The 21,863-nt window shown below is 72.1% G+C and carries 20 protein-coding genes and 1 pseudogene; 11 read left to right on the top strand and 10 right to left on the bottom strand.

What is annotated here, in order from left to right:
* Window positions 1-28: 28 nt before the first annotated feature.
* Window positions 29-352, top strand: coding sequence for a hypothetical protein (locus tag ACLJPY_RS24165; RefSeq protein WP_410591693.1), 324 nt, complete (start codon window positions 29-31; stop codon window positions 350-352).
* Here the strand turns inward: ACLJPY_RS24165 and ACLJPY_RS24160 are convergent.
* Window positions 308-1,138 carry a LysR family transcriptional regulator gene (locus tag ACLJPY_RS24160; RefSeq protein WP_410591692.1) on the bottom strand — a complete coding sequence of 277 codons (831 nt, stop codon included), beginning with the start codon at window positions 1,136-1,138 and terminating at the stop codon, window positions 308-310. The two genes, ACLJPY_RS24165 and ACLJPY_RS24160, sit on opposite strands and share 45 nt — an antisense overlap.
* Window positions 1,139-1,197: 59 nt before the next feature.
* Here ACLJPY_RS24160 and ACLJPY_RS24155 point away from each other — a divergent pair, with 59 nt between their 5' ends.
* Complete coding sequence (locus tag ACLJPY_RS24155; RefSeq protein ID WP_410591691.1) at window positions 1,198-1,530, top strand: ester cyclase; 333 nt, start codon at window positions 1,198-1,200, stop codon at window positions 1,528-1,530.
* Here ACLJPY_RS24155 and ACLJPY_RS24150 read toward each other — a convergent pair.
* Window positions 1,520-2,014, bottom strand: coding sequence for an SRPBCC family protein (locus ACLJPY_RS24150; RefSeq protein WP_410591689.1), 495 nt, complete (start codon window positions 2,012-2,014; stop codon window positions 1,520-1,522). The two genes, ACLJPY_RS24155 and ACLJPY_RS24150, sit on opposite strands and share 11 nt — an antisense overlap.
* A 62-nt stretch (window positions 2,015-2,076) precedes the next feature.
* Here ACLJPY_RS24150 and ACLJPY_RS24145 point away from each other — a divergent pair, with 62 nt between their 5' ends.
* Entirely contained in the window at window positions 2,077-2,658 is a 582-nt protein-coding gene (locus ACLJPY_RS24145) for a TetR family transcriptional regulator (protein WP_410591687.1), read from the top strand.
* On the opposite strand, the gene ACLJPY_RS24140 is transcribed toward ACLJPY_RS24145, so the two are convergent.
* Window positions 2,648-3,646, bottom strand: a complete 999-nt coding sequence (locus tag ACLJPY_RS24140; protein ID WP_410591686.1) for a Gfo/Idh/MocA family oxidoreductase — start codon at window positions 3,644-3,646, stop codon at window positions 2,648-2,650. The genes ACLJPY_RS24145 and ACLJPY_RS24140 overlap by 11 nt on opposite strands.
* Window positions 3,643-4,650, bottom strand: coding sequence for a LacI family DNA-binding transcriptional regulator (locus ACLJPY_RS24135; RefSeq protein ID WP_410591863.1), 1,008 nt, complete (start codon window positions 4,648-4,650; stop codon window positions 3,643-3,645). Before ACLJPY_RS24135 ends, ACLJPY_RS24140 begins: the two co-directional genes overlap by 4 nt.
* 124 nt (window positions 4,651-4,774) lie before the next feature.
* On the opposite strand from ACLJPY_RS24135, the gene ACLJPY_RS24130 reads away from it, so the two are divergent.
* Genes ACLJPY_RS24130 through iolD form a run of 7 tightly spaced genes read left to right on the top strand, consistent with a single transcriptional unit; the run spans window position 4,775 to window position 12,175 of the window.
* Window positions 4,775-5,653 carry a TIM barrel protein gene (locus tag ACLJPY_RS24130; RefSeq protein ID WP_410591684.1) on the top strand — a complete coding sequence of 293 codons (879 nt, stop codon included), beginning with the start codon at window positions 4,775-4,777 and terminating at the stop codon, window positions 5,651-5,653.
* A 24-nt stretch (window positions 5,654-5,677) separates the two neighbouring features.
* Complete coding sequence (locus ACLJPY_RS24125; RefSeq protein WP_410591682.1) at window positions 5,678-6,673, top strand: sugar ABC transporter substrate-binding protein; 996 nt, start codon at window positions 5,678-5,680, stop codon at window positions 6,671-6,673.
* Entirely contained in the window at window positions 6,670-7,713 is a 1,044-nt protein-coding gene (locus ACLJPY_RS24120; RefSeq protein ID WP_410591681.1) for an ABC transporter permease, read from the top strand. Before ACLJPY_RS24125 ends, ACLJPY_RS24120 begins: the two co-directional genes overlap by 4 nt.
* Window positions 7,710-8,489 (top strand): ATP-binding cassette domain-containing protein, encoded by a 780-nt coding sequence (locus tag ACLJPY_RS24115; RefSeq protein ID WP_410591679.1) that lies wholly within the window; start codon window positions 7,710-7,712, stop codon window positions 8,487-8,489. Before ACLJPY_RS24120 ends, ACLJPY_RS24115 begins: the two co-directional genes overlap by 4 nt.
* Window positions 8,490-8,523: 34 nt before the next feature.
* The gene (iolC, locus tag ACLJPY_RS24110; RefSeq protein WP_410591678.1) at window positions 8,524-9,456 is read left to right on the top strand and encodes a 5-dehydro-2-deoxygluconokinase; all 933 of its coding nucleotides are present in this window, start codon (window positions 8,524-8,526) and stop codon (window positions 9,454-9,456) included.
* Complete coding sequence (iolB, locus tag ACLJPY_RS24105; RefSeq protein ID WP_410591676.1) at window positions 9,453-10,343, top strand: 5-deoxy-glucuronate isomerase; 891 nt, start codon at window positions 9,453-9,455, stop codon at window positions 10,341-10,343. The genes iolC and iolB overlap by 4 nt, the downstream gene beginning before the upstream one ends.
* Window positions 10,340-12,175 (top strand): 3D-(3,5/4)-trihydroxycyclohexane-1,2-dione acylhydrolase (decyclizing), encoded by a 1,836-nt coding sequence (gene iolD, locus ACLJPY_RS24100; RefSeq protein ID WP_410591675.1) that lies wholly within the window; start codon window positions 10,340-10,342, stop codon window positions 12,173-12,175. The genes iolB and iolD overlap by 4 nt, the downstream gene beginning before the upstream one ends.
* Here iolD and ACLJPY_RS24095 read toward each other — a convergent pair.
* From ACLJPY_RS24095 to ACLJPY_RS24080, 4 genes are all read right to left on the bottom strand, one after another.
* Window positions 12,160-13,113, bottom strand: a complete 954-nt coding sequence (locus ACLJPY_RS24095; RefSeq protein ID WP_410591674.1) for a hypothetical protein — start codon at window positions 13,111-13,113, stop codon at window positions 12,160-12,162. The two genes, iolD and ACLJPY_RS24095, sit on opposite strands and share 16 nt — an antisense overlap.
* Window positions 13,110-14,342: an MFS transporter gene (locus tag ACLJPY_RS24090; protein ID WP_410591672.1), complete on the bottom strand. Its 1,233-nt coding sequence runs from the start codon at window positions 14,340-14,342 to the stop codon at window positions 13,110-13,112. Before ACLJPY_RS24090 ends, ACLJPY_RS24095 begins: the two co-directional genes overlap by 4 nt.
* An 11-nt stretch (window positions 14,343-14,353) precedes the next feature.
* Window positions 14,354-15,907, bottom strand: coding sequence for a discoidin domain-containing protein (locus tag ACLJPY_RS24085; protein ID WP_410591861.1), 1,554 nt, complete (start codon window positions 15,905-15,907; stop codon window positions 14,354-14,356).
* Window positions 15,908-16,169: 262 nt separating this feature from the next.
* On the bottom strand, window positions 16,170-16,745 hold the full coding sequence (locus ACLJPY_RS24080; RefSeq protein ID WP_410591670.1) for a TetR/AcrR family transcriptional regulator: 576 nt from the start codon (window positions 16,743-16,745) through the stop codon (window positions 16,170-16,172).
* Between the two features lie 102 nt (window positions 16,746-16,847).
* Here ACLJPY_RS24080 and ACLJPY_RS24075 point away from each other — a divergent pair, with 102 nt between their 5' ends.
* Window positions 16,848-17,894, top strand: coding sequence for an aldo/keto reductase (locus ACLJPY_RS24075; protein WP_410591668.1), 1,047 nt, complete (start codon window positions 16,848-16,850; stop codon window positions 17,892-17,894).
* A 134-nt stretch (window positions 17,895-18,028) separates the two neighbouring features.
* Here the strand turns inward: ACLJPY_RS24075 and ACLJPY_RS24070 are convergent, their stop codons facing one another.
* The gene (locus ACLJPY_RS24070; RefSeq protein ID WP_410591667.1) at window positions 18,029-19,087 is read right to left on the bottom strand and encodes an NAD(P)-binding domain-containing protein; all 1,059 of its coding nucleotides are present in this window, start codon (window positions 19,085-19,087) and stop codon (window positions 18,029-18,031) included.
* Window positions 19,088-19,464: 377 nt separating this feature from the next.
* Window positions 19,465-20,687, bottom strand: a pseudogene (locus ACLJPY_RS24065) (diguanylate cyclase).
* Window positions 20,688-21,863 lie beyond the last annotated feature (1,176 nt).

Here is a 21,863-nt window from a genome sequence, read left to right as displayed (position 1 = left end):
GCGCCCTTGAAGTGTGATCCTGGGCGGCATGAAGGTGCTGCTGTTCGGCCGCAACCCGGCCACGGTTTCGAGGGTGACGGCGGCGCTGTCCGCGGCGGGTTTCGCCGCGGACGGCGTCGCTTCGGAGGAAGCCGTTCTGGCGCGGCTGGGGTTGGTGGACGCCCTGGTGCTGGGCGCGGGAGTGGTGGGTGAACTGCGGGAGCGGGTGACCGCCGCGGCGGTGCGGCACGGGGTCGTCTGGGTGCAGGGGCCGCACATCCTCCCCGAACGGGACGGGCTGGAGTACGTGCGGACCGAGATCCTGCCGCTACTGGCCGAGCGCGGCACGCACGAAGGCCGCCACCCGCGGTGAACGGGAGGTCTCCGGCCAGGCCACCTGGAGCCGCGCCTCGCTGAGCCCGTCGATCCGGCGGTACGCGATCCCGTCGCGCGGGTACCGCCGGGCGACCGACTCCGGCAGGAACGTCACCGCCTGGCCGAGTTCGACCCACCGCAGCGCCTCGGCGAGGTCCTTCGCCGGCGGCCCGTACCTCGCCGGCGGAGCGTCGGCGGGTTCGGTGTCCCGCGCGCGGTAGTACGCGTCGAGCCGCTCGTCGACACCCGGCCACGTCACCGCCGGGCGAGCGAGCACCTCCGCGAGCGTCGTCGCCTCCCGGCCCCGCGGCTGGGCCGCCACCCGTGGCTCGGCGCGGACCTGCTCGACGTCCAGCCCCATCCGGTCGAAGGGCGCGGCCAGCAGGGCGACGTCCCCGCGGCCGTCGCGCAGCATGCGGGCCGCTTCGTCACCCGTCGTCGCGAACAGCAGTTCGGCGGGCTCGGCCAAGGCCGCGAGGATGCCCGGCAGGAGGCCGCCGTCACCGTCCGGTTTGGACACCACCACCAAGCCTCCCGCGCGACGCGCCCGGCGCCCGGCGGCCTGGGCCGCGTCCACGACGGTGCGGGCGTCGGGCAGCATCGCCTCCCCTTCGGCCGTCAGCGCGACGCGGCGGGTGGTGCGGTCGAAGAGCGTCACGCCGAGCGCGCGCTCGAGCCCGCCGACCGCCCGCGAGAGCGTCGGCTGGCTGACGCCCAGCCGGTCGGCGGCGCGGCCGAAGTGCAGCTCCTCGGCGACCGCGACGAAAGCCTCGAACCCATTCATACGCCATCAGCATAAATGGCGTATTTCCGTTCCCGCCGGGCCGCTGGTTGCCTGGCGGCATGACCAACATTGACGTCGTCCGCCGCTACCTGGCCGCGTTCAACCGCGGTGACCTCGCCGCCTTCGACGAGCTCATCGACCCGGCGTACGTCAACCACAGCCCGAGCCTGCCGGACCTGCCGCGCGGTCCGGCAGGCCTCAAGCCGATCGTCGAGGACCTCCGGCGGCAGGCGCCCGGCCTGCGGTTCGAGGAGGTCCACCTGCTGGCGGACGGCGACCTCGTGGCCGCGCACCTGCTGGTCCACGGCTTCGGGCCGGAACCCGCGCGGCAGATGCAGATCGAGCGGCTCCGGGACGGCCGGATCGTCGAGCACTGGCGCGTCACGGCCTGAGCGCCGCCGGCCGCCCGGGGCGCAGCCGCCCCAGCCCGCGCAGGAACCGGACGCAGGGCGACCACCGGACCGGCTCGGCGACCCGGCCGGTCAGCTCGAACTCCGCCCGGTCCAGCAGCTGCTCCAGCACGGCGTCGTGCAACGGCCGGAAGAACAGCGGCCACGTCAGCCGGGCCCAGCCGTGCAGGGTCGCCGACAGGACGTGGGTCAGCGCGTCGCCGTCGATCGCGAACTCGTGGTGTCCGTGGACGCCCGCCGGGGCCGTGAACCGGAAGCGGAGGCGGTCCGGGGCGACGTCGGTGAGCACGTAGCGGACCGGGCCGTGGCCGGCCGGGGTGCCCGGGACCCGGGGGCCGTCCAGCCGCGCCGGCGGCCAGTCCGCCACCGGCCACAGGCGGTCGCCGGGGGTGCCGAGGGTTTCGAGGAGCTCGGTGAGATGCGCCCGGGACGCGGGGAACCGCCGGGTGTGCACGTTGCGGACCACGGTGAGGCCCTCCCGTTCTGGAGACTGTCCTCCAGAACGTATTAGAGCATAGTCTCTACAACATGGGCCGGCCCGCGACGCACACCACAGCGCAGTTCCTCGACGCCGCCGCGGCGCTGTTCGCCGGCGGGGGTGCCCGGGCGGTCACGATGGCGGCCACCGCGAAGGCCGCCGGCGCGCCGAACGGCTCGATCTACCACCGCTTCCCGGACCGTCCGGCCCTGCTCGCCCGGCTCTGGCTCCGCACCCTGCGCGACTTCCAGGACACCTTCACCGCCGCCCTCGGCGACGCAACCGACGTCGAAGCGGCGGTGGCGGCCGCGACGAGCGTCGTCCACTGGTGCCGCAAGCACCCCGAGGGCGCGCGGGTCCTCGACGCGGGCCTGCAGGCCTTCGAGCCGGCCGGCTGGTCCGCCGAGGCGCACGCGGCCCTCGCCGAAGCGGAACAGGAACTGCGCGGCGCGCTGAAACGCGCGACGCTGAACCTGCCGCCGCTCACCGGCGCCACGGACGAAGAGGTCGTGCTCGCCCTGGTCGAAATTCCGCGCGCGGTCGTCCACCGCTACCTCTCGACCGGCCGCACTCCCCCGCCGAAGGCCGCGGCGCTCGTCGAGCGCACGGTCCGCAAGCTGCTCAGCGCCTGACCTCGGCCAGCCGGACCGGCCGCCGGTCCCGGCGCGACACCTCGCACGCCTCCGCGATGTAGAACGCCTCCAACGCGTCCGCCGCCCCGCACGGCACCGGCGCCCGGCCCGCGACGACGTCCAGGAACGCCCGCAGCTCCGTCGTGTACGCCGGCCGGAACCGCTCCATGAACCCGGGGTAGGCCGGCCCGGGCAGCGGCGCCACCCCCGGCTCGACCGACCGCAGCGGCGCCCGGTCGTCCAGCCCGACCACCACACCGGAAACCGAGCCGAGCACGTCGAGGCGCACGTCGTACCCCGCGCCGTTGTAGCGGGTCAGCGACACCGTCGCCAGGGTGCCGTCGTCCAGGGTCAGTGTCGCCGCCGCCGTGTCGACGTCGCCCGCGTCGCGGAAGAACCGCTCGCCGCGGTTCGCGCCGATCGCGTACACCTCCTCGACCTCGCGGCCGCTCACCCAGCGGATGATGTCGAAGTCGTGGACGCCGCAGTCGCGGAACAGCCCGCCCGAGTGGGCCACGTACTCCGCCGGCGGGGGCGCCGGGTCGAACGTCGTCGCACGCAGCGTGTGCAGCCAGCCGAGCTCACCGGACCCGACCGCCGCCCGCGCCGCCGCGTAACCGGCGTCGAACCGGCGCTGGAAACCGATCTGGACCGGGACGTCCGAAGCGCCGATGCGGTCGATCACCGCCAGGGTGCCCGGGATGTCCGCCGCCACCGGCTTTTCGCAGAACACCGGGATGCCCGCGTCGACGGCCGCGATGATCAGGCCCGGGTGCGCGTCCGTGGCCGCCGTGACGACCACGCCGTCCAGCCCCGCGGCGAACAGCTCGTCCAGGGGAACCGGTTCGACACCGAGCTTCGCGGCGGCCGAGGCGGCCCGCGCGGGGTCGACGTCGGCCACGACGACCGACTCGACCTCGTCGAAGCCCTTCAGCGTTTCCGCGTGCGCGGTGCCGATCCGGCCGGTGCCCGCCAGTCCCAACCTCATCGTGAAGCTCCTTCTCCTGCGGTGGATTCGGCGGTGGTCGCGCGGACCACCAGTGACGGGTGCAGCAGGTGCCGGACCGGCTCCGTGCGCTCCCCGCGGACGCGCTCGAGCAGCGCCGCGAAGGCCAGCCGCGCCATCTCCGTGCGCGGCTGGTCCACCGTGGTCAGCGACAGGTGCCGCAGCGCGGCCAGCGACGTGTTGTCGTAGCCGACGACCGAGACGTCCTCGGGCACCCGCAGCCCGGCCTCCTCGAGCGCCGAGATCGCGCCCACGGCGTTGAAGTCGTTGCCCGAGACCAAACCCGTCGGCAGGTCCGGGCGGAGGTACGCGGCGAGCAGCTCGCGCACGGCGTTCTCACCCCCGATGTCGGTGTGTTCGCTGCGCACGACGATCGGCTCGAGGCCGTGCCGCCGCATCGCCGCCTCGAACCCGCGCCGCCGCTGCGCCGCGCCGGCCGCGCCGCCGCCGTCGAGGTGCGCGATGCGCCGGTGCCCGAGGCCGACCAGGTGGTCGACCGCCAGCGCCGAGCCCGCCTCGCCGTCGTCGTTCACCGTGTCCACAATGGACGACCGGACCGTCCGCGAGACCAGGACGACCGGGCACTGCTTGGCCGCGATCTGGATCGACGCCGCCGGGACGACCGGCGAGAGCAGGATGATCCCGGCCGGGCGGAAGGAAAGCAGGTTGTGCAGGGCGTTCCACTCCCGCGTGGGACTGCGGCCGCCGGTGTTGAGGATCAGGTCGAACCCCGCCGCCTGCGCGGCAGCGTCCAGTTCCTCGACGATGTCGGCGAAGAAGGCGTTGCGCAGGTCGTTGACCATCACGCCGAGCACGGTGGACGTCCTGCTGGCCAGCGACCGCGCCATCACGTGCGGCTGGTAGCCGAGCTCTTCGGCCGCGCGCAGCACGGCGGCGCGCCGCGCGTCGGACACCTTCGGTGAATTCCGCATCACCAGGGAGACCAGCGCGCGGGAAACTCCCGCCCGCGCGGCGACGTCCTCCATCGTCGGACGCACGACCCCACCCCCCTGATCTCGGAAAACTCGGCCTTGACTTGGTGTGACGGACGCTACAAGATTAGAGCGCTCTAATCAATAGAGCGCTCCAACGGACCAACGGAGGCCCCTTGTGACAGCGACGATCCGCGTGGCCGCCGCCCCGATCTCCTGGGGCGTCTGCGAAGTACCGGGCTGGGGCCGGGTGCTGGACGCGGCCACCGTGCTGGCCGAGATGGCGGCGCTCGGCGTCCAGGCCACCGAGCTGGGGCCGCCCGGGTACCTGCCCCGCGAGCCCGCCGCCCTGCGCGAGCTGCTGGCGGGGTACGACCTGACGCTCGTCGGCGGCTTCCTCGCCGTCGTCCTCCACGAGCACCCGGAGCGGGCGCTGGCCGAAGCCGAGGAGTCGGCCGCGCTCTTCGCGGCCTGCGGGGGTGACGTCCTCGTCCTCGCCGCCGCGACGGGCCTCGAGGGCTACGACGAGCGCCCGCGGCTCACCGACGCCGAATGGGCGACCCTCGTCGGCACCGCCGGGAAGATCCGGGACGTCGCGGCGCGCCACGGCCTGCGCACGGTGCTGCACCCGCACGTCGGGACGCACGTGGAGCAGCAGGCCGAGGTCGAGCGCTTCCTCGCCGATTCCGATCTCGGGTTGTGCCTCGACACCGGGCACCTGATGATCGGCGGGACGGATCCGGTGGAGCTGGCGAAGCGGTATCCCGAACGGGTGGGGCACGTGCATCTCAAGGACGTCCGGGAAGACCTCGCGGCCGAAGTGCGCGCGGGCCGGCTGGCCTACACCGACGCGGTCGGGCGGGGCATGTACACCCCGCTCGGCGAAGGCGACGTGGACGTGGCGGCGCTGGTGCGCTCGGTCCAGGCCGCCGGCTACGACGGCTGGTACGTCCTCGAACAGGACACCGCCCTCGGCGAGGAGAGCCCCAACGACCTGCCCCGGCGGGACACCGGGCGCAGCCTGGCCCACCTCGCGACGATCACCGACTCCCTCTGAAAACCTGGTCCCGAAGGAGTGACTGTGTTCTCTCTCAAGAAGCTGGCCGGCGTGGCGGCGATCGCCGCCGCCGGGCTGGTCCTCTCCGCCTGCAGCGGCCCGGCCGCCGACAACTCGAACAGCAGCTCCAGTTCCTCGGCCGCCCCGGCGCCGAGCACGGGCGGCCCGCTCAAGGTCGCCGTGGTCACCCACGGCAGCGCCGGCGACGCCTTCTGGAACGTCGTCAAGAACGGCGCCGAGCAGGCGGGCAAGGACCTGAACGTCGGCGTCGACTACTTCTCCGACGGCGACCCCGGCAACCAGGCCCGGCTGATCGACAACGCGGTGGCGCAGAAGGTCGGCGGCCTGGTCGTCTCGATGGCGAACCCGCAGGCCCTGCAGACGTCGATCCAGAACGCGGTCAAGGCCGGCATCCCGGTCATCACCATCAACTCCGGCGAGGACTTCAGCGCCCAGTTCGGCGCGGTCGCGCACGTCGGCCAGAGCGAGGGCCTGGCGGGCCAGGGCGCCGGGCAGCGGCTCAAGGCGGCGGGCAAGACCAAGCTGCTGTGCGTCATCCACGAGGCCGGCAACATCGGCCAGAACCAGCGCTGCGACGGCGCGAAGCAGACGTTCGGCAACGTCACGACGCTGCAGGTCGACATCTCCAACCCGACCGACGCGCAGGCCCGGATCCGCGGCGCGCTGCAGTCCGACCCGTCGATCGACGCGGTGCTGGCGCTGAACTCGCAGGTCGCTGCCCGCGCGGTCGCCGCGGCCAAGGAAGCGAGCTCCAAGGCCCAGGTCGCCACCTTCGACCTGAACGCCGACGTCGTCACGGCCATCAAGGATGGCAGCATCCTCTTCGCCGTCGACCAGCAGCAGTACGAGCAGGGCTACCTGCCGATCGTGTTCCTCAAGCTGTACAAGGAGAACGGCAACACCATCGGCGGCGGCCACCCGGTGCAGACCGGCCCCGGCTTCGTCGACAAGACCAACATCGACACCATCGCCCCGTACGCGCAGCGCGGCACGCGATGACCGCAGCGATCCAGGCGCAGCCCGACGAGCGCGTCGCCAAGAAAGGGCTGACCGACCGCCTGGTCGTCCGCCCCGAAATCGGCGCGCTCCTCGGAGCCGTGCTGGTGTTCGTCTTCTTCTCGGTCGTCACCGGCCAGTTCCTCAGCCCGCTGGGCGTCGCGACCTGGCTCGACGACTCCTCGACGCTGGGCATCATGGCCGTCGTGGTCGCGCTGCTCATGGTCGGCGGCGAGTTCGACCTCTCGGCCGGCGTCATGACGGCGTCGACGTCGCTGGTCACCGCGATCCTGGCGACGCAGGCGGGCTGGAACGTCTGGCTCGCGCTGCTGGCCTCGCTGGTCTTCGCGCTCGGCGTCGGCGCGTTCAACGGCTGGCTGGTCATGAAAACCGGGCTGCCCAGCTTCATCGTCACGCTGGGGTCGTTCCTGGCCCTGCAGGGGCTCAACCTCGGCGTGACGCGGCTGGTCACCAACACCGTGCAGGTGTCGGGCATGCGCTCGACCAGCGGTTACGCCTCCGCCGGCAGCCTGTTCGCCTCCACGTTCGACATCGGCGGCACGCAGTTCCAGTCCTCGATCATCTGGTGGATCGTCGTCACCGCGATCGCCGCGTGGCTGCTGGTGCGGACCCGGTTCGGCAACTGGATCTTCGCGGTCGGCGGCTCGCAGGTATCGGCCCGCTCGGTCGGCGTGCCGGTGGTGCGCACGAAGATCCTGCTGTTCGTGGGCACCGCGCTCGGCGCGTGGCTGGTCGGCTCGATCAACATCCTGCGGTTCGCCAGCGTGCAGGCGAACCAGGGCATCGGGCTGGAGTTCCAGTACATCATCGCCGCGGTGATCGGCGGCTGCCTGCTCACCGGCGGGTTCGGCTCGGCGGTGGGCGCGGCGATCGGCGCGCTGATCTTCGGCATGGCGCGGCAGGGCATCGTGTTCGCGCAGTGGAACAGCGACTGGTTCATGCTGTTCCTCGGCGTCATGCTGCTGGCCGCGGTCCTGGTCAACAACGCCTTCCGGCGCCGCGCGGAGAGGGTACGCCGATGAGCTTGCTCGAAGTACGCGAGATCGGGAAGACCTACGGCAGCGTGATCGCGCTGCGCGATGTGTCCACTGTGGTCCACGCCGGCGAGGTGACCTGCGTGCTCGGCGACAACGGCGCCGGGAAGTCCACGCTGATCAAGATCCTGGCCGGGGTGCACCAGCACGACCGCGGCGAGTTCCTGGTCGAGGGCGAGCCGGTGCGGTTCTCCTCGCCGCGCGAGGCCCTCGACCGCGGCATCGCGACGGTGTACCAGGACCTCGCGGTGGTGCCGCTGATGAGCGTCTGGCGGAACTTCTTCCTCGGCTCCGAGCCGACGACCGGGTTCGGCCCGTTCCGGATGCTCGACCGTCGCAAGGGACGGGAGACGACCAAGCAGGCGCTGTCCGACATGGGCATCGACTTGCGGGACGTCGAGCAGCCGGTCGGGACGCTCTCGGGCGGTGAGCGCCAGTGCGTGGCGATCGCGCGGGCGGTGCACTTCGGCGCGAAGGTGCTGATCCTCGACGAGCCGACGGCCGCGCTGGGTGTCAAGCAGGCCGGGGTGGTGCTGAAGTACGTCGCCCAGGCTCGTGACCGCGGGCTCGGCGTCGTGCTGATCACGCACAACCCGCACCACGCCTACCCGGTGGCCGACCGGTTCCTGCTGCTCAAGCGGGGTGCGCCGCTCGGGGCGTACGAGAAGAAGGACATCGACATCAACGAGCTGACCCGGCAGATGGCGGGCGGTGCCGAACTGGAAGCCCTCGAGCACGAGCTGCGGCAGGTGGAGAAGGCGTGAGGCCCGCCGACGCACTCTTTCCCGCGGAGGCGGCATGACCATCGACGCACTGACGATCGGTCGGGTCGGGGTGGACCTGTATCCCGAACAGAGCGGCGTGCCGCTGGCCGGGGTCAGCACGTTCGCCAAGTCGCTCGGCGGGACCGCGACCAACGTCGCGGTCGCCGCCGCGCGGCTCGGCCGGCGCACGGCGGTGCTCACCAAGGTCGGCCCGGACGGCTTCGGCGACTACGTCCGGCAAGCCCTCGACGGCTTCGGCGTCTCGCCGGAGTTCGTGGGTACGTCACCGGATCTGCAGACGCCGGTGGTGTTCTGCGAGCTGAACCCGCCCGCGGACCCGCCGCTGCTGTTCTACCGCTCCCCCATCGCGCCCGATCTGACGCTGACCGACGAGGACGTGCCGTGGGACGTCGTCGAGTCGGTGCCGCTGCTGTGGGTCACCGGCACCGGCGTGTCCGTGGAACCGGCCCGGGCGACCCAGCGGAAGATCCTCGAAGCCCGGGGCCGGCGGGAGCACACCGTCCTGGACCTGGACTACCGGCCGATGTTCTGGCCGTCGGCCGAACAGGCCCGGGCCGAGATCGGCGGGCTGCTCGGCCACGTCACGGCCGCGGTCGGCAACCGCACCGAGGTGGAGGTGGCCGTCGGCACCGCGGACCCGGACGAGGCGGCCGACCGGTTGCTCGAACGCGGCCTCCGGCTGGCCGTCATCAAGAAGGGCGCCGAGGGCGTCTTGGTGGCGACGCCGGAGGGCCGGTCGACCGTGCCGCCGCAACGAGTCGAGGTGGTCTGCGGGCTCGGCGCCGGCGACGGCTTCGGCGGGGCGCTGATCCACGGTCTGCTCTCGGGCTGGGAGCCGGTGCGGATCGCCGAGTACGCGAACGCGGCGGGCGCGCTGGTGGCGTCCCGGCTGGCCTGCGCCGACGCCATGCCGACCACCGAGGAGATCGAGGAGCTGCTGAAGTGAGCAAGCTGCACCGTCCACTCGGGACACTGTCCGACGACGCCGACCCGGTCCGGCTCACCCCGGACAGCGCGGGCTGGACGTACACCGGGCTGCGGGTCCTCTCGCTGGCCCCCGGCGAGACGCGGGTCCTGCACACCGGCGAGTTCGAGGCGTTCGTGCTGCCCCTGGCCGGGGCCGCGACCGTGCGCGTTGACGGCCAGGTCTTCGAGCTGCGCGGCCGCGAGTCGGTCTTCACACGCGTCACGGACTTCGCCTACGTGCCGCGCGACGCCGAAGTCGAGTTGTCGACAACGGACGGCCTGGAAGTCGCGTTGCCGATGGCGCGCTGCACCCGGCGTCTGGCACCGAAGTACGGACCGGCCGAGGACGTGCCGGTGGAGGTCCGCGGCGCCGGGCAGGCGACCCGGCAGGTGACCAACTTCGGCGTGCCCGGTGTCTGGGACCACGCCGACAAGCTCAACGCGTGCGAGCTGATCACCCCGGGCGGCAACTGGTCGTCGTACCCGCCGCACAAGCACGACGAAGCGACCGAGTGCGAGGTCGTCAACGAGGAGATCTACTACTTCCGCATCGCCGGCCGCGACGGCGTCACGCCGTCCCGCGAAGGCTTCGGCCTGCACCGGACGTACACCGCCGACGGTGACCTGGACGAGGACGTCGCCGTGCGCGACCACGACGTCTTCCTGATCCCGCGCGGCTACCACGGGCCGTGCGTGGCCGCGCCGGGCTACCCGATGTACTACCTGAACGTCCTGGCCGGGCCGGCCGCGGAGCGGTCGATGGCGTTCTGCGACGACCCCGCGCACGGCTGGGTCCGCGACACGTGGGCGACGCAGGACCTCGACCCGCGGTGTCCCGTCACGAGTCATGAAGGGCGTGTGCAGTGAAGCTGACGACGGCACAGGCGCTGGTCCGCTGGCTCCTCGCCCAGCGCTCGGAAACCCTGGACGGGCGTGAGGTTCCGCTCTTCCCCGGCGTGTTCGCGATCTTCGGGCACGGCAACGTCCTGGGCCTCGGCACCGCCCTGGAGGAGCACCGCGGGGAACTCCCGGTCTGGCGCGGGCACACCGAGCAGGGCATGGCGCTGGCCGCGGTCGGGTACGCGAAGGCCACGCACCGGCGGCAGGTCGGCGTCGTGACGTCGTCGATCGGGCCGGGTGCGCTGAACATGGTGACCGCGGCGGGTGTCGCGCACGCGAACCGGCTACCGGTCCTGCTGCTGCCGGGCGACACGTTCACCAACCGGGCGCCGGACCCGGTGCTGCAGCAGATCGAGCCGTTCGGCGACGCGACCGCGACGGTGAACGACGCCTTCCGCGCGGTCTCCCGCTACTTCGACCGGATCAGCAGGCCCGAGCAGCTGCTCTCGACGTTGCCGCAGGTCGCCCGGGTGCTCACGGACCCCGCCGACGCGGGACCGGTGACCCTGGCCCTACCGCAGGACGTCCAGGCGGAGACGTACGACTTCCCGGAGGCGCTCTTCGAGCCGGTGACGCACCGGCCGTTGCGCCCGCGCCCGGACCGGCGGTCGGTCACCGAGGCGGCCGGGGTCCTGCGCGCCTCTCAGCGTCCCCTGCTGGTGCTCGGCGGCGGCGTCCGGTACTCCGGCGCCGGGCAGCGCGCGCGGGAGTTCGCCGAGCGGCACGGGATCCCGCTCGTGGAGACCACGGCGGGCCGCACGCTGGTGCCGCACGACCACCCGCTGCACGCCGGGCCGCTGGGCATCACCGGCTCGACGTCGGCGAACGTCCTCGCGGCGGCGGCCGACGTCGTGCTCGCGGTCGGGACGCGGCTGCAGGACTTCACCACGGCGTCCTGGACGGTCTTCTCCCCCGACGTCCGGCTGGTGTCGCTCAACGCGGCCCGCTTCGACGCGGTGAAGCACGGCGCGCTGTCGGTGGTCGGGGACGCCGACGCGGGCCTGACCGACCTCGCCGCCCAGCTGGAGAGCTGGCGGGTGGACCCGTCGTGGACTTCGCGGGCGTCGGCCGAGCGGGCTTCCTGGGACGCGCACATCGACTCGCTGCGGTCCGCTCCGGGCGAGCTGCCGTCGTACGCACAGGTCGTCGGCGTGGTCAACGATCTCTCGGCCGCCGACGACTACGTCATGACGGCGTCGGGCGGGCTGCCGGGCGAGCTGATCGGCGGCTGGCGCGGCTCCGGCTCGGTCTCGATGGACGTCGAATACGGCTTCTCCTGCATGGGTTACGAGCTGTCCGGGGCCTGGGGCGCGGCGATCGCGCACCCGGGCCTGGTGACGACGCTGCTGGGCGACGGCTCGTACCTGATGCTGAACTCGGAGCTGTTCTCGGCCGCGTTCGCCGGTCACCCGTTCGTCGCCGTCGTCTGCGACAACGACGGGTACGCGGTGATCGCCCGGCTGCAGGAGGGCCAGGGCGGGAAGCCGTTCAACAACTTCTACGCCGACTGCACGACTTCGCACGCTTCGCCACCCCGAGTGGACTTCGCTCGCCACGCCGAATCGCTGGGCTGCATGGTGTTCACCGCGTCCACTGTGGACTCACTTCGGGACGCCTACGCCTCAGCCAGGGAAGCGGCTGTCTCGGAACAGCGCCCAGCCGTGGTCGTGGTGAAGACGCAGCCGTCGGCGTGGACCGAAGCCGGGGCCTGGTGGGAGGTCGGCGTGCCCGAGCACCTGGCCGGGCGGGACGGCTACGAGCGCGGGAAGGGCGGCCAGGTGCGTTACCTCGGGTCCTGAGTGACAGCCGGCGACGCGGCCCCGGCGACCAGCTGCCGGGGCGCGCCGGAGCCGTCGGCCGGGACCGCCCAGACGGCGTTCTCGAGCCCGTACAGGATCGTGCGGTCGTCCTGCCAGAGTGCCTGGTCGTCCACGCTGCGGGTCTCGGCGAGTCCGGTCTCGCGCATGCTCGCGAGGTCCAGGACGGACAGCCGCCAGACGCCGTCGCCGACCTTCTTCTTGAAGGCGATCCGCCGGCCGTCCGGCGACAGCGACGGGCACTCGACGTTCTCGCGCAGCGTCTTCCCGCGGAAGCGCCGGTAGTCGCCTTGAACGAGGTACGTCGTGCCCTTGCTGCCGAGGGTGGCGTAGAAGCGGTTGCCGTCGGCGGCGAAGGTGATGCCCCAGTAGTTGACGTCGGCCGCGAAGTAGCGGTCGTCGCCCTTGAACACCGGCAGTTCCTCGATGGTCTTGACGAGCCGTCCGGTGTCGACCTCGTAGAGGCCGGCCAAGGTCGAGAAGCCGGTCTGCGCGTAGGAGTCGCCGGTGACGAACAGCGTCCAGTCGACGCGCTTGCCGTCCGGCGAGACGCGCGCCCGGCTCGGGGTGCCGGGCAGGGTCTCGGTGTGGCGGACGGCGAGGTGGTCGTCGAGGACGAGGACGTCGGTGATCGCCGGGAGCGTGCCGGGCCGGACCGCCAGGCAGACCGCCGTCTGCCGCGCCACCGCGAACCGGTCGCACTTCAGGCCGCTGAGCTGCGGTTTCGCGTTGGTGTCGCCGAGCGGGACGGCCCCGACGCGGCCGGTGGCGGTGTCGCGGAACAGCAGCTGCCCGGGCGCCAGGGTCAACGCGGCGGCGGGCTCGGCGGCCGCGGTGTCGTGCCGCGCGCTGACCGTGTACGTGACGGCGGCGGCGATCAGCAGGGCCGTGCCGCCGAGGGCGAGAACGAGTTTCTTCACGGGCGCACCGGTTTCACGAAGGCGGCGGCGAGGGCGACGGCGGCCAGGCCGGCCGCGGCGACGAGCACCGCGGGCCGCAGGTCCCACAGCGTCCACGCCAGTCCGAAGAGGACGGAGGAGAGCATCCGGGCCGCGGCCTGGCCCGTCTGCACCACGGCCAGCCCGGTGGCGCGCAGGCCGGCCGGGATGAGCGGGCCGGCGGCGGCCATCAGGACGCCGTCGGTGGCCGCGTAGAACACGCCGTGCAGGCCGAGCGCGACGCAGGCGAGCCACAGCCCCGCCTGCGGACCGCAGAGCAGCACCAGGGCCAGGCACAGGGCCGCGTGCCCGCCGAGGAACACCGGCCAGCGGCCGACGCGGTCGGCGAGCTTGCCCAGCGGCACGGCCAGCAGCAGGTAGACCCCGGCCGTGCCCAGGGGCAGCAGCGGGAAGTACGTCGCCGCGATCTCCCAGCGCCGCTGCAGGACCAGGTAGACGAACGAGTCGCCGACCGTCACCAGGCCGAGCAGGGCGGCCCAGAGCGCCACGCGCCGGAAGTCCTGCTGCCGCAGCAGGCCGAGCGCGGCCCGCGCGGACACCGCGGCGCGGTCGACACCGCCCGGGTGGTCGCGGACGAACAGGACCAGCAGCAGCACGGCGATCGCCGCGATGCAGAAGCTGGTGACGAACACGCTGGGGTAGCTGCCGAGGCTCAGCGCGAGCACCGCCATCGCCACCAGCGGGCCGAGGAACGCGCCGACGGTGTCCATCGCCCGGTGCACGCCGAACGACCGGCCGAGGGCCGCCGGCTCGCTGGACAGCGAGATCAGCGCGTCGCGCGGGCCGGTGCGCAGGCCCTTGCCGGTGCGGTCGGCGGCGAGGACCAGGCCGATGGCCGCGACCGAGTGACCGGCCGCGACCAGGCCGAGCTTGCACACCGCGGACAGGCCGTACCCGAACCCGGCGACGGCCTTGAGGCGCCGCCACCGGTCGGCGAGGTGCCCGCCGAGCACCCGCACGACCGCCGTGGAGCCCGCGTAGAGCCCGTCGAGCAGCCCGAACTGCAGCGGGTTCAGGCCGAGGCCGAGCACCAGGTAGAGCGGGAGGACGGCGGTGACCATCTCCGACGAGACGTCGGTGACCAGGCTGACCATCCCGAGCGCCACGACGTTGGCGGACACCCGCTTGAGCGCCGGTTTGCGGTCGGTTCCCGACGCCAGGTCCGAGGTACGGCTGGCCGCGATGTACATGCGCGCGCCTCCTAGTGGCAGGTGTAGGTCGGGCTGCTGTCGAGGACCTTGCCGTCGACGCCGATGAGCTGCGTCTGGAACGTGGTGTCCGTCATCGACAGCTTCAGGACGCCGTAGGTCTTCAGCAGCTTGGCCGTCGTGGCGTGCGCCGGGCTCAGGTCGTACAGGCCCGCGCCGCCGCTGCCGCCGACGATCTCGACCGGGCCGTTCGCGTCCGCCTTGCCGTCGGCGTTCTGCGGGACGAACCGCTCGTAGTCGTGGTCGTGGCCGTTGAGGACGAGGTCGACCTTGTTGGCCACCATCAGGTTCCACAGCTCGGTGCTGTCGGTGTTGTCGCCGTGGTCGCCGGAACTCCACCGCGGGTGGTGGTAGTACGCGGCGACACAGCCCTTCTTGTTGGTGGCCAGGTCCTGCTTCAGCCAGGTGATCTGGGGCGGCTCGGCGAACTCGTCGTGGGTGACGAAGTCGTTGGAGTCGAGGGCGATGAAGTGCCAGTTGCCCATTTCCCAGCTGTAGTACCGCTGGCCCTGCGGCTTGGCGATGGCACCGAAGTACTGGTCGTAGCCGGTGAACCCGCTGTAGGACTCGTGGTTGCCGGGGACCGGGTGCGTGATGCTCTTGAACTTGCCCCAGCTCTTGTCGTAGTAGTTCTTGAAGTCCGACAGGGTGGGCTCGTCGTACTGGTTGTCACCCATGGTGATTACGGCCGCGGGGTTGAGGTTTTCGACGAGCTTCGCGGTCTTCGGGTGAACGCAGCCGGAGCTGCTCGCGGTGCACTGTTCGGCGATGTCGCCGGCCGCGGCCAGCACGAAGCCGGCGCTCCCGGCCGCCGTCTTGACCGTGATCGGCGTGCTCGCGGCCGACGTGTTTCCGGCGGCGTCGCGGGCGCGGACCGCGTAGGTGTAGCTCGTGGCCGGGGTGAGCCCGGTGTCGGTGTAGGACGTCGTCGCGCTGGTCGCGACGACCGTGCCGTTGCGGAGGACGTCGTACCCGGTGACACCGACGTTGTCCGTGGCGGCGCCCCAGGTCAGCGGGACGCTCGTGGCGGTCGCCGGGCCCGCGGCGAGACCGGCCGGGGTGGTCGGGGCCTGCGTGTCGCCGGAGGAGTCCGTGGTGCCGAAGACCTGCATCTCCCAGAAGGAGTAGCCGTAGCTCGTGGCGCGGGTGAGGCCGACGAAGCGCACGAAGCGACCGCGGGCGGTGAGGCCGCCGAGATCGTCGGTCTTGCCGTCACCGGCGTCGACGGTGGCGGCCGTGGTGAACGACGTGCCGTCGTCGGAGACCTCGATGCGGTACTTCTTCGCGTAGGCGGCTTCCCAGTTGAGGACGACGCGGTGGACGGTCGCGCTCTGGCCGAGGTCGATCCGCAGCCACTGCGGGTCGGCGCCTTCGGCGCTGGCCCAGCGGGTGGTCGTGCTGCCGTCGACGGCCTTGGCACCGGTGTACGACGAGCTTTCGACGGTCGAGGTGGCGACGGGTTTTCCCTGCGACAGCAGGACGTCGGCGGCCTGGGTGGTGGCGGCCGCGGCGATCGCGGACGGCAACAGCACCACGGCGGCGAGCACCGGGGTGAAACGGGCTAGGGGACGTAGTCGGGTGGACGGCACGTCGCGCTCCTTACGGGCCTGGCGGTGGCTGGTGGGCTGCGGCGTTGGTTAACTGTTAGGAAAGTTTCCTAACTAAGCGGAGGGTAACGAGCGGACGTTCCGGCTGACAAGACTCGTCTTGACCTTGAATCGGTCAAGAGGGTGAGTTCTTCACCGTTTCCGCTGCTCACGGCCCGTCCCGGTGAGCGGGGCACTGCTCCGCACCCCGGGACCGCCGCTTTCAGAAGGGCTGCGGAGGCGCCTGAAGCCCTTCGAACACCGCCGCGATCAGCCGTCGTCCCTGGGCGGCACCTTCGTCGTTGTTCGCCACCCGCCAGAGGAAGCTCATGAGCATGATGATGTCGGCGGGGTCGTGCCCGGGCGCGATGGTGCCTTCGGCCACGCACGCGTCGACGAGCTTCTTGACGGCCGCGGTGGTGGGCGCCCACGAAGCACTGATGAGCTCCTGTGCCGCCGCGCCGTGCAACGCGTCCCCGAGGCCGTGCTTGATGCGGATGTAGGCCGAAAGCGTTTCGAACCACTCGACGAAGGCGGCCTTCGCCGAGGTGTGGCGGGCCAGCACGTCGTCCGCGGTCGTCGTCAGGCGCTCGATGTCGTGCTGGTAGGCGGCGAGGATCAGGTCTTCACGGGTCGGGAAGTGCCGGTAGAGGGTGCCGGCGCCGACGCCGGCGCGTTTGGCGACCTCGCTCAGCGGCACCAGCGGGTTCTGCGCGAACAGCTCGTGGGCGGCCTCGATGATCGCGACGCGGTTGCGCGCGGCGGCCTTGCGCTGGGTGCCGTACGTCCCCTCGGTCATCCCCCGATCATGCCTCATCTTTGACATGCGGAGAATCCTCCGCTAGTTTCGGAGTCAGATCCGGAGAATCCTCCGCGAGTTGCCTTCCCCTGGAGAACCCCCATGCGTTACGTGAAACTGGGCACCACCGGCCTGGACGTCTCCCCCGTCGCGATCGGCGCGATGTCCTACGGCGAGCCCGACCGCGGCCACCCCGTCTGGTCCCTCGGCGAGGAGCGGGCCCGGCCCCTGATCAAGCACGCGCTCGACCTGGGCATCAACTTCTTCGACACCGCGAACATGTACTCGAACGGGTCCAGCGAGGAGATCCTCGGCCGCGCGCTCAAGGACTTCGCCGACCGCGACGACGTCGTGATCGCGACCAAGCTGCGGCACCCGATGCGGCCGGGCCCCAACGGTCGCGGCCTGTCCCGCAAGGCGATCATGACCGAGGTCGACCATTCGCTGCGGCGGCTGGGCACCGACTACATCGACCTGTACCAGATCCACCGCAACGACCACGAGACGCCGCTCGAGGAGACGCTCGAAGCGCTCAGCGACCTGGTCAAGGCGGGCAAGGTGCGCTACCTGGGTGCGTCGTCGATGTTCGCCTGGGAGTTCGCCAAGGCCCTGCACCTGCAGAAGCAGCACGGCTGGGCGCGGTTCGTGTCCATGCAGGACCACTACAACCTGCTGGCCCGCGAGGAAGAACGCGAAATGCTCCCGCTGTGCCTGGACGAGGGCGTCGGCACGATCGTCTGGAGCCCGCTGGCCCGCGGCCGGCTGGCCCGCGCCTGGGACGACGCGAAGGCGACCGCTCGCTCCGGCACCGACGGGGCCTACGCGGACCTGCTGTACACGCCCGCGGAAGAGGCGTCGAACCGCGCGATCGTGGAGGCGGTCGGGAAGGTGGCGGCCGCCCACGGGGTGAGCCGCGCGGCCATCGCCCTGGCGTGGCTGCACCGGCAGCCGGTCGTCACAGCCCCGCTGGTGGGCGCCGGTTCGGTGGAGCAGATCGACGACGCGGTGGCTTCACTGGACGTTTCGCTCGGCGATGACGACGTTCGCGCTCTCACGGCGCCGTACACGCCGAGGTACGACTGGCAGGGCGTCTCCGACGAGGCGACCATGGCGGCGATCCGCGCCCGGGTCCCGGGGATGGCGCTCTGAGCTTTTTGTTGCGGCACAACGGAATTCTTCCGCTCCGGATGATCACCCGATTCAGCGATTCCGTTCGCACAGATGTTCGGTAGCTTGGGTCTATGACGCCTTCGCCCCGCACCTTCGCCGCCCGGCGAAGACCTTCACCCCAGCAGTTTCCGGATCTCCGTCACGGCGGCCCGGCCCGCCCGGTTGGCGCCGACCGTGCTGGCCGAAGGCCCGTAGCCGACCAGGTGCAGGCGCGGCTCGAGCACCACCCTGGTGCCGTCCACGCGGATGCCGCCACCGGGTTCGCGGACGTGCAGCGGCGCGAGGTGGTCGATCGCCGCACGGAAGCCGGTGGCCCAGAGGATCACGTCGGCGTCGAACCGCTCACCGCCGGGCCAGACGACACCGCCGGGCGTGATCCGCTCGAACATCGGCCGCCGGTCGAGGATCCCGGCGGCGCGGGCGGCCCGCACCTCCGGCGTCACGGCCAGATCGGTCACGCTGACAACGCTTTCGGGCGGCAGCCCGGCCCGCACCCGTTCGTCGACCTTGGCGACGGCACTGCGTCCCCAGTCCTCGCTGAAGGGCTCGTCACGCCAGACGGGCGGCCGCCGGGTGACCCAGGCGGTGGCGCGGGCGAGCGGGGCGAACTCCATGAGCAGCTGCACGGCGGAGGCGCCCCCGCCGACCACGACCACCCGCCGGCCGCGGAAGTCTTCGGGTCCGGTGTAGTCGGCGGTGTGCAGCTGCCGCCCGGCGAAGGTTTCCTGGCCGGGGTAGCGCGGCCAGAAGGGACGGTCCCAGGTCCCGGTGGCACTGATGACGGCCCGGGCGGCCCAGGACTCCGCCGGGCTGGAGACGACCAGCCGGTCCCCCGCCCGCGTCACGGACTGGACATCGACGGGCCGGAGAACGGGAAGGTCGTAAACGCGCTCGAAGCGCGCGAAGTATTCGGAGACGACTTCGGAAGCGGGCCGCGTCGGGTCCGGAGTGCCGAGCGCCATGCCGGGAAGGTCGTGGATGCCGTGCACTTTCCCGAGAACGAGCGAAGGCCACCGGTACTGCCAGGCACCCCCGGCCCGTTTCCCGTGATCGAGAACGACAAACCCGCTCCGGTTGGCGAACCCGGCCCGCCGAAGGTGGTAGGCAGCGGACAGCCCGGCCTGCCCGGCCCCGATGACCACCACGTCCGTCTCGTGATCCGCGCCGCTCATACCGGTGTAAGCAGCAGCCGGGCGGGCATATTTCGCGCTCTGCATCACAGCGGTTCGTCGCCGTCCGGGGCAGCAGACCCCGGCAGGCGTCCGCCCACGTCAGCCGGCCACCGCCGACGCCGCCACCGCGAACCGGCCCGCTGCCGTGCACCCACCGCAGCTACCCGCGCAGGCCAACCGGTGTCCCCATCCGGCAACCGGGCCCCGACCAGCCCCACCACCCACGTCAGCCAACCACCACCGACGCCATCACAACGCAACCGTTGCCTCACGCCCGCAGCAGCTACCCGCACAACCAACCCGCCTCGCACCCCGCGACCGAGCCCCAACCGCCTACTCCGGCCGATCCCATTAGCGCGGACCCACCTCCGCCGCCGTCACACCGCGACCCGGTTCCGGCCCGCCTCCTTGGCCCGGTACAGCGCCGCATCGGCGGTGCGAAGCACGTCGTCCAGCAGCGGACCGGCGTCCGGGTACCGCGCGACCCCGATCGACACCGACAACCCGCTCACCCGCACGGTCCCGCTTCCCGTCGAAATCACCACGTTCAGCTCGCCCACCGCCACCCGCACCCGTTCGGCGACCGTCAGCACGTCCGCGCGCCCGATGCCCGGCAGCAGCACCACGAACTCCTCACCGCCGAACCGGCCCACGGTGTCGCCCTGGCGTACCGAACCGGAGATCGCCACCGCGACCGCGGCCAGCACGTCGTCGCCGGTCAGGTGGCCGTACGTGTCGTTGATCCGCTTGAAGTGGTCCAGGTCGATCATCAGCACCGCGAAGCCCCCGCCGGCGCCGCGGCGCAGGGCGCGGGCGTGCTCGCGCGTCGCGGAGTCGTGCCAGCCCGCGGTGTTGAGCAGCCCGGTCTTCTCGTCGGTGACGGCCGCGACCTGCAGCTGCTGCTTCAGCAGCAGGTACCGGTGCAGCAACAGCACGGCGCCACGACGAACACCACCAGCACCGGCTGCTCGACCAGCGCGAGGGCCGCGAGCCCGCCCAGGCAGAGGGTCGCCAGCTCGAACGCGTTGTCCTCCCACGTGCCGATCAGGTCGGCCGCCGAGCGCTGGCTGGTGTACAGGTAGATGCCGGCCGCCACCAGGCCGATGTTCACCAGCTCGAACACCGCGGCCGCCAGGCACAGCGCGAACAACCCGCGCGGTGTCTGCAACGGCGTCCCGTGCAACCCCTGGACAGCGAGAACGGAGGAAGCGGCAAAACACGAGAGCATCGCCCAAGCCGTACTGGCCACGAACCGGTGCGCCGGGCGCGTACGGACCTGTCGCCACACGCGCACCCACAGGTGCGTGTAGAGCACGACGGCCAGCAGCGCCACCCACGCGGGCGGGAGCAGGACGACACCGGCGAGGTACCAGACGGACGTCACGTTGATGTGCATCTGCCCGCTCATCCACCGCCGCAACCGCTCGATCCGGCGCGACATCTCGGCCTGCGCCACCCCGAGCGCGACCAGCACGGCGAACCACCCGGGCCGCACCGGCCCACCGAACCCGGTGGCCAAGGCGGTCCCGGTAGCGACGACGGCGAGGAGCTCACACCCGAGGGCGTAGACGATCCAGCGGTTCTTCGCCCCACTCCACATCGCCCACCGCGTGGGCCACGCGGGCCAGGTGGAAGGCGCTCCCCGACGCACGGCGGCCTGCGCTTTCAAGAACCGAGGCCACAGACGTGACGAACCGCCATCGTGACGTACCCCTTGCGCAAGTTCGGCCGATAGGTAGCCCAGCGTAGCCGTTCCGGCGAGCCGCGTCGCCAGTCCGGGCGAATTGCGCTCGACGCCGACATCGGAAGACCCGCGCAAAGTAGATCACCGCAGCTCAGCAGCCAATCACCATTCAGGCACGCCAGCCCAGCCGACAACACCGACCGGCCAAACCGGAGATTCGCGCGGCGCGAGGGCACAGCGGACATCGCCGACCGACCAAAGCGGAGGCTCGCGGCCCTGGCCGTAGCGGGGGAGGGCAAATCAGTGCAGACGCCGAGCCGAGCCGTCGGGCCGTGCCCGGCGGGCCACACCGGCCGCGCCCACCGCGAGCCCGCGGCGCCTCGATGCGGTCAGCTCCAACGCGGGTCAGCGCAGCTCGACGCCTGAGCACGCCAGGCCGAGCCGTAGAGCCATGCCTGGGGCGCCATACCGCGCGCCCACCGCGGGCGCCTCGATGCGGTCAGCTCGAACGCGGGTCAGCTCACTTGCGCAGCGCCCGGACGATCGCCACCAGACCGATCACCGCGGCAATGCCCGCCAGCACCGGGACCAACCGCTTGAGCACCGACTGACCCGCGTAGTCGAGCAGGTCGATCGCCTCGGTCTCCGGGGGCGCGGGAACGCTGCGCAGCGCCGGCCGCTCAGCCGGCTTTGGCTTCGGTTCCGTGTTGATCTCCGGCGTGGTCGGCGCAGCCTTGACCCCAGACGGCGGCTTCCCAGCCGACTGGGCGGCGCCCTCCCCCGCAGCCCCGGCAGCGCCCTGCGCCGGGGCACTCCCGGCCGAGGCTTGCGCCGAAGAGCCCGCAGCCGAGCCAGCCTCCGCCGCAGTACTCCCGGCCGCGGCAGCCCGCGCCGATCCCTCCTGCGCCGCGGTCTCCGCCCCGCCTGCCTGTGCCGAGGTCTTCGCCGCAGCGCCCTCCGCCGGGCCGCCCTGAGTCGAATCCTCCGGCGCCGAGCCAGCTTGCGCCGAAGTGCCGCCAGCCGCGTCGGCCTGCGCCGGGGCGCTGCCAGCCGAGGAGCTCGCAGCCGAGCCAGCCTCCGCCGACGCACTCC

Source organism: Amycolatopsis sp. lyj-23 (assembly GCF_046549135.1).
GTDB lineage: Bacteria > Actinomycetota > Actinomycetes > Mycobacteriales > Pseudonocardiaceae > Amycolatopsis.
The sequence above is the reverse complement of the archived record's forward strand: the minus strand, read 5'-3'. Positions and strand labels throughout refer to the sequence as shown.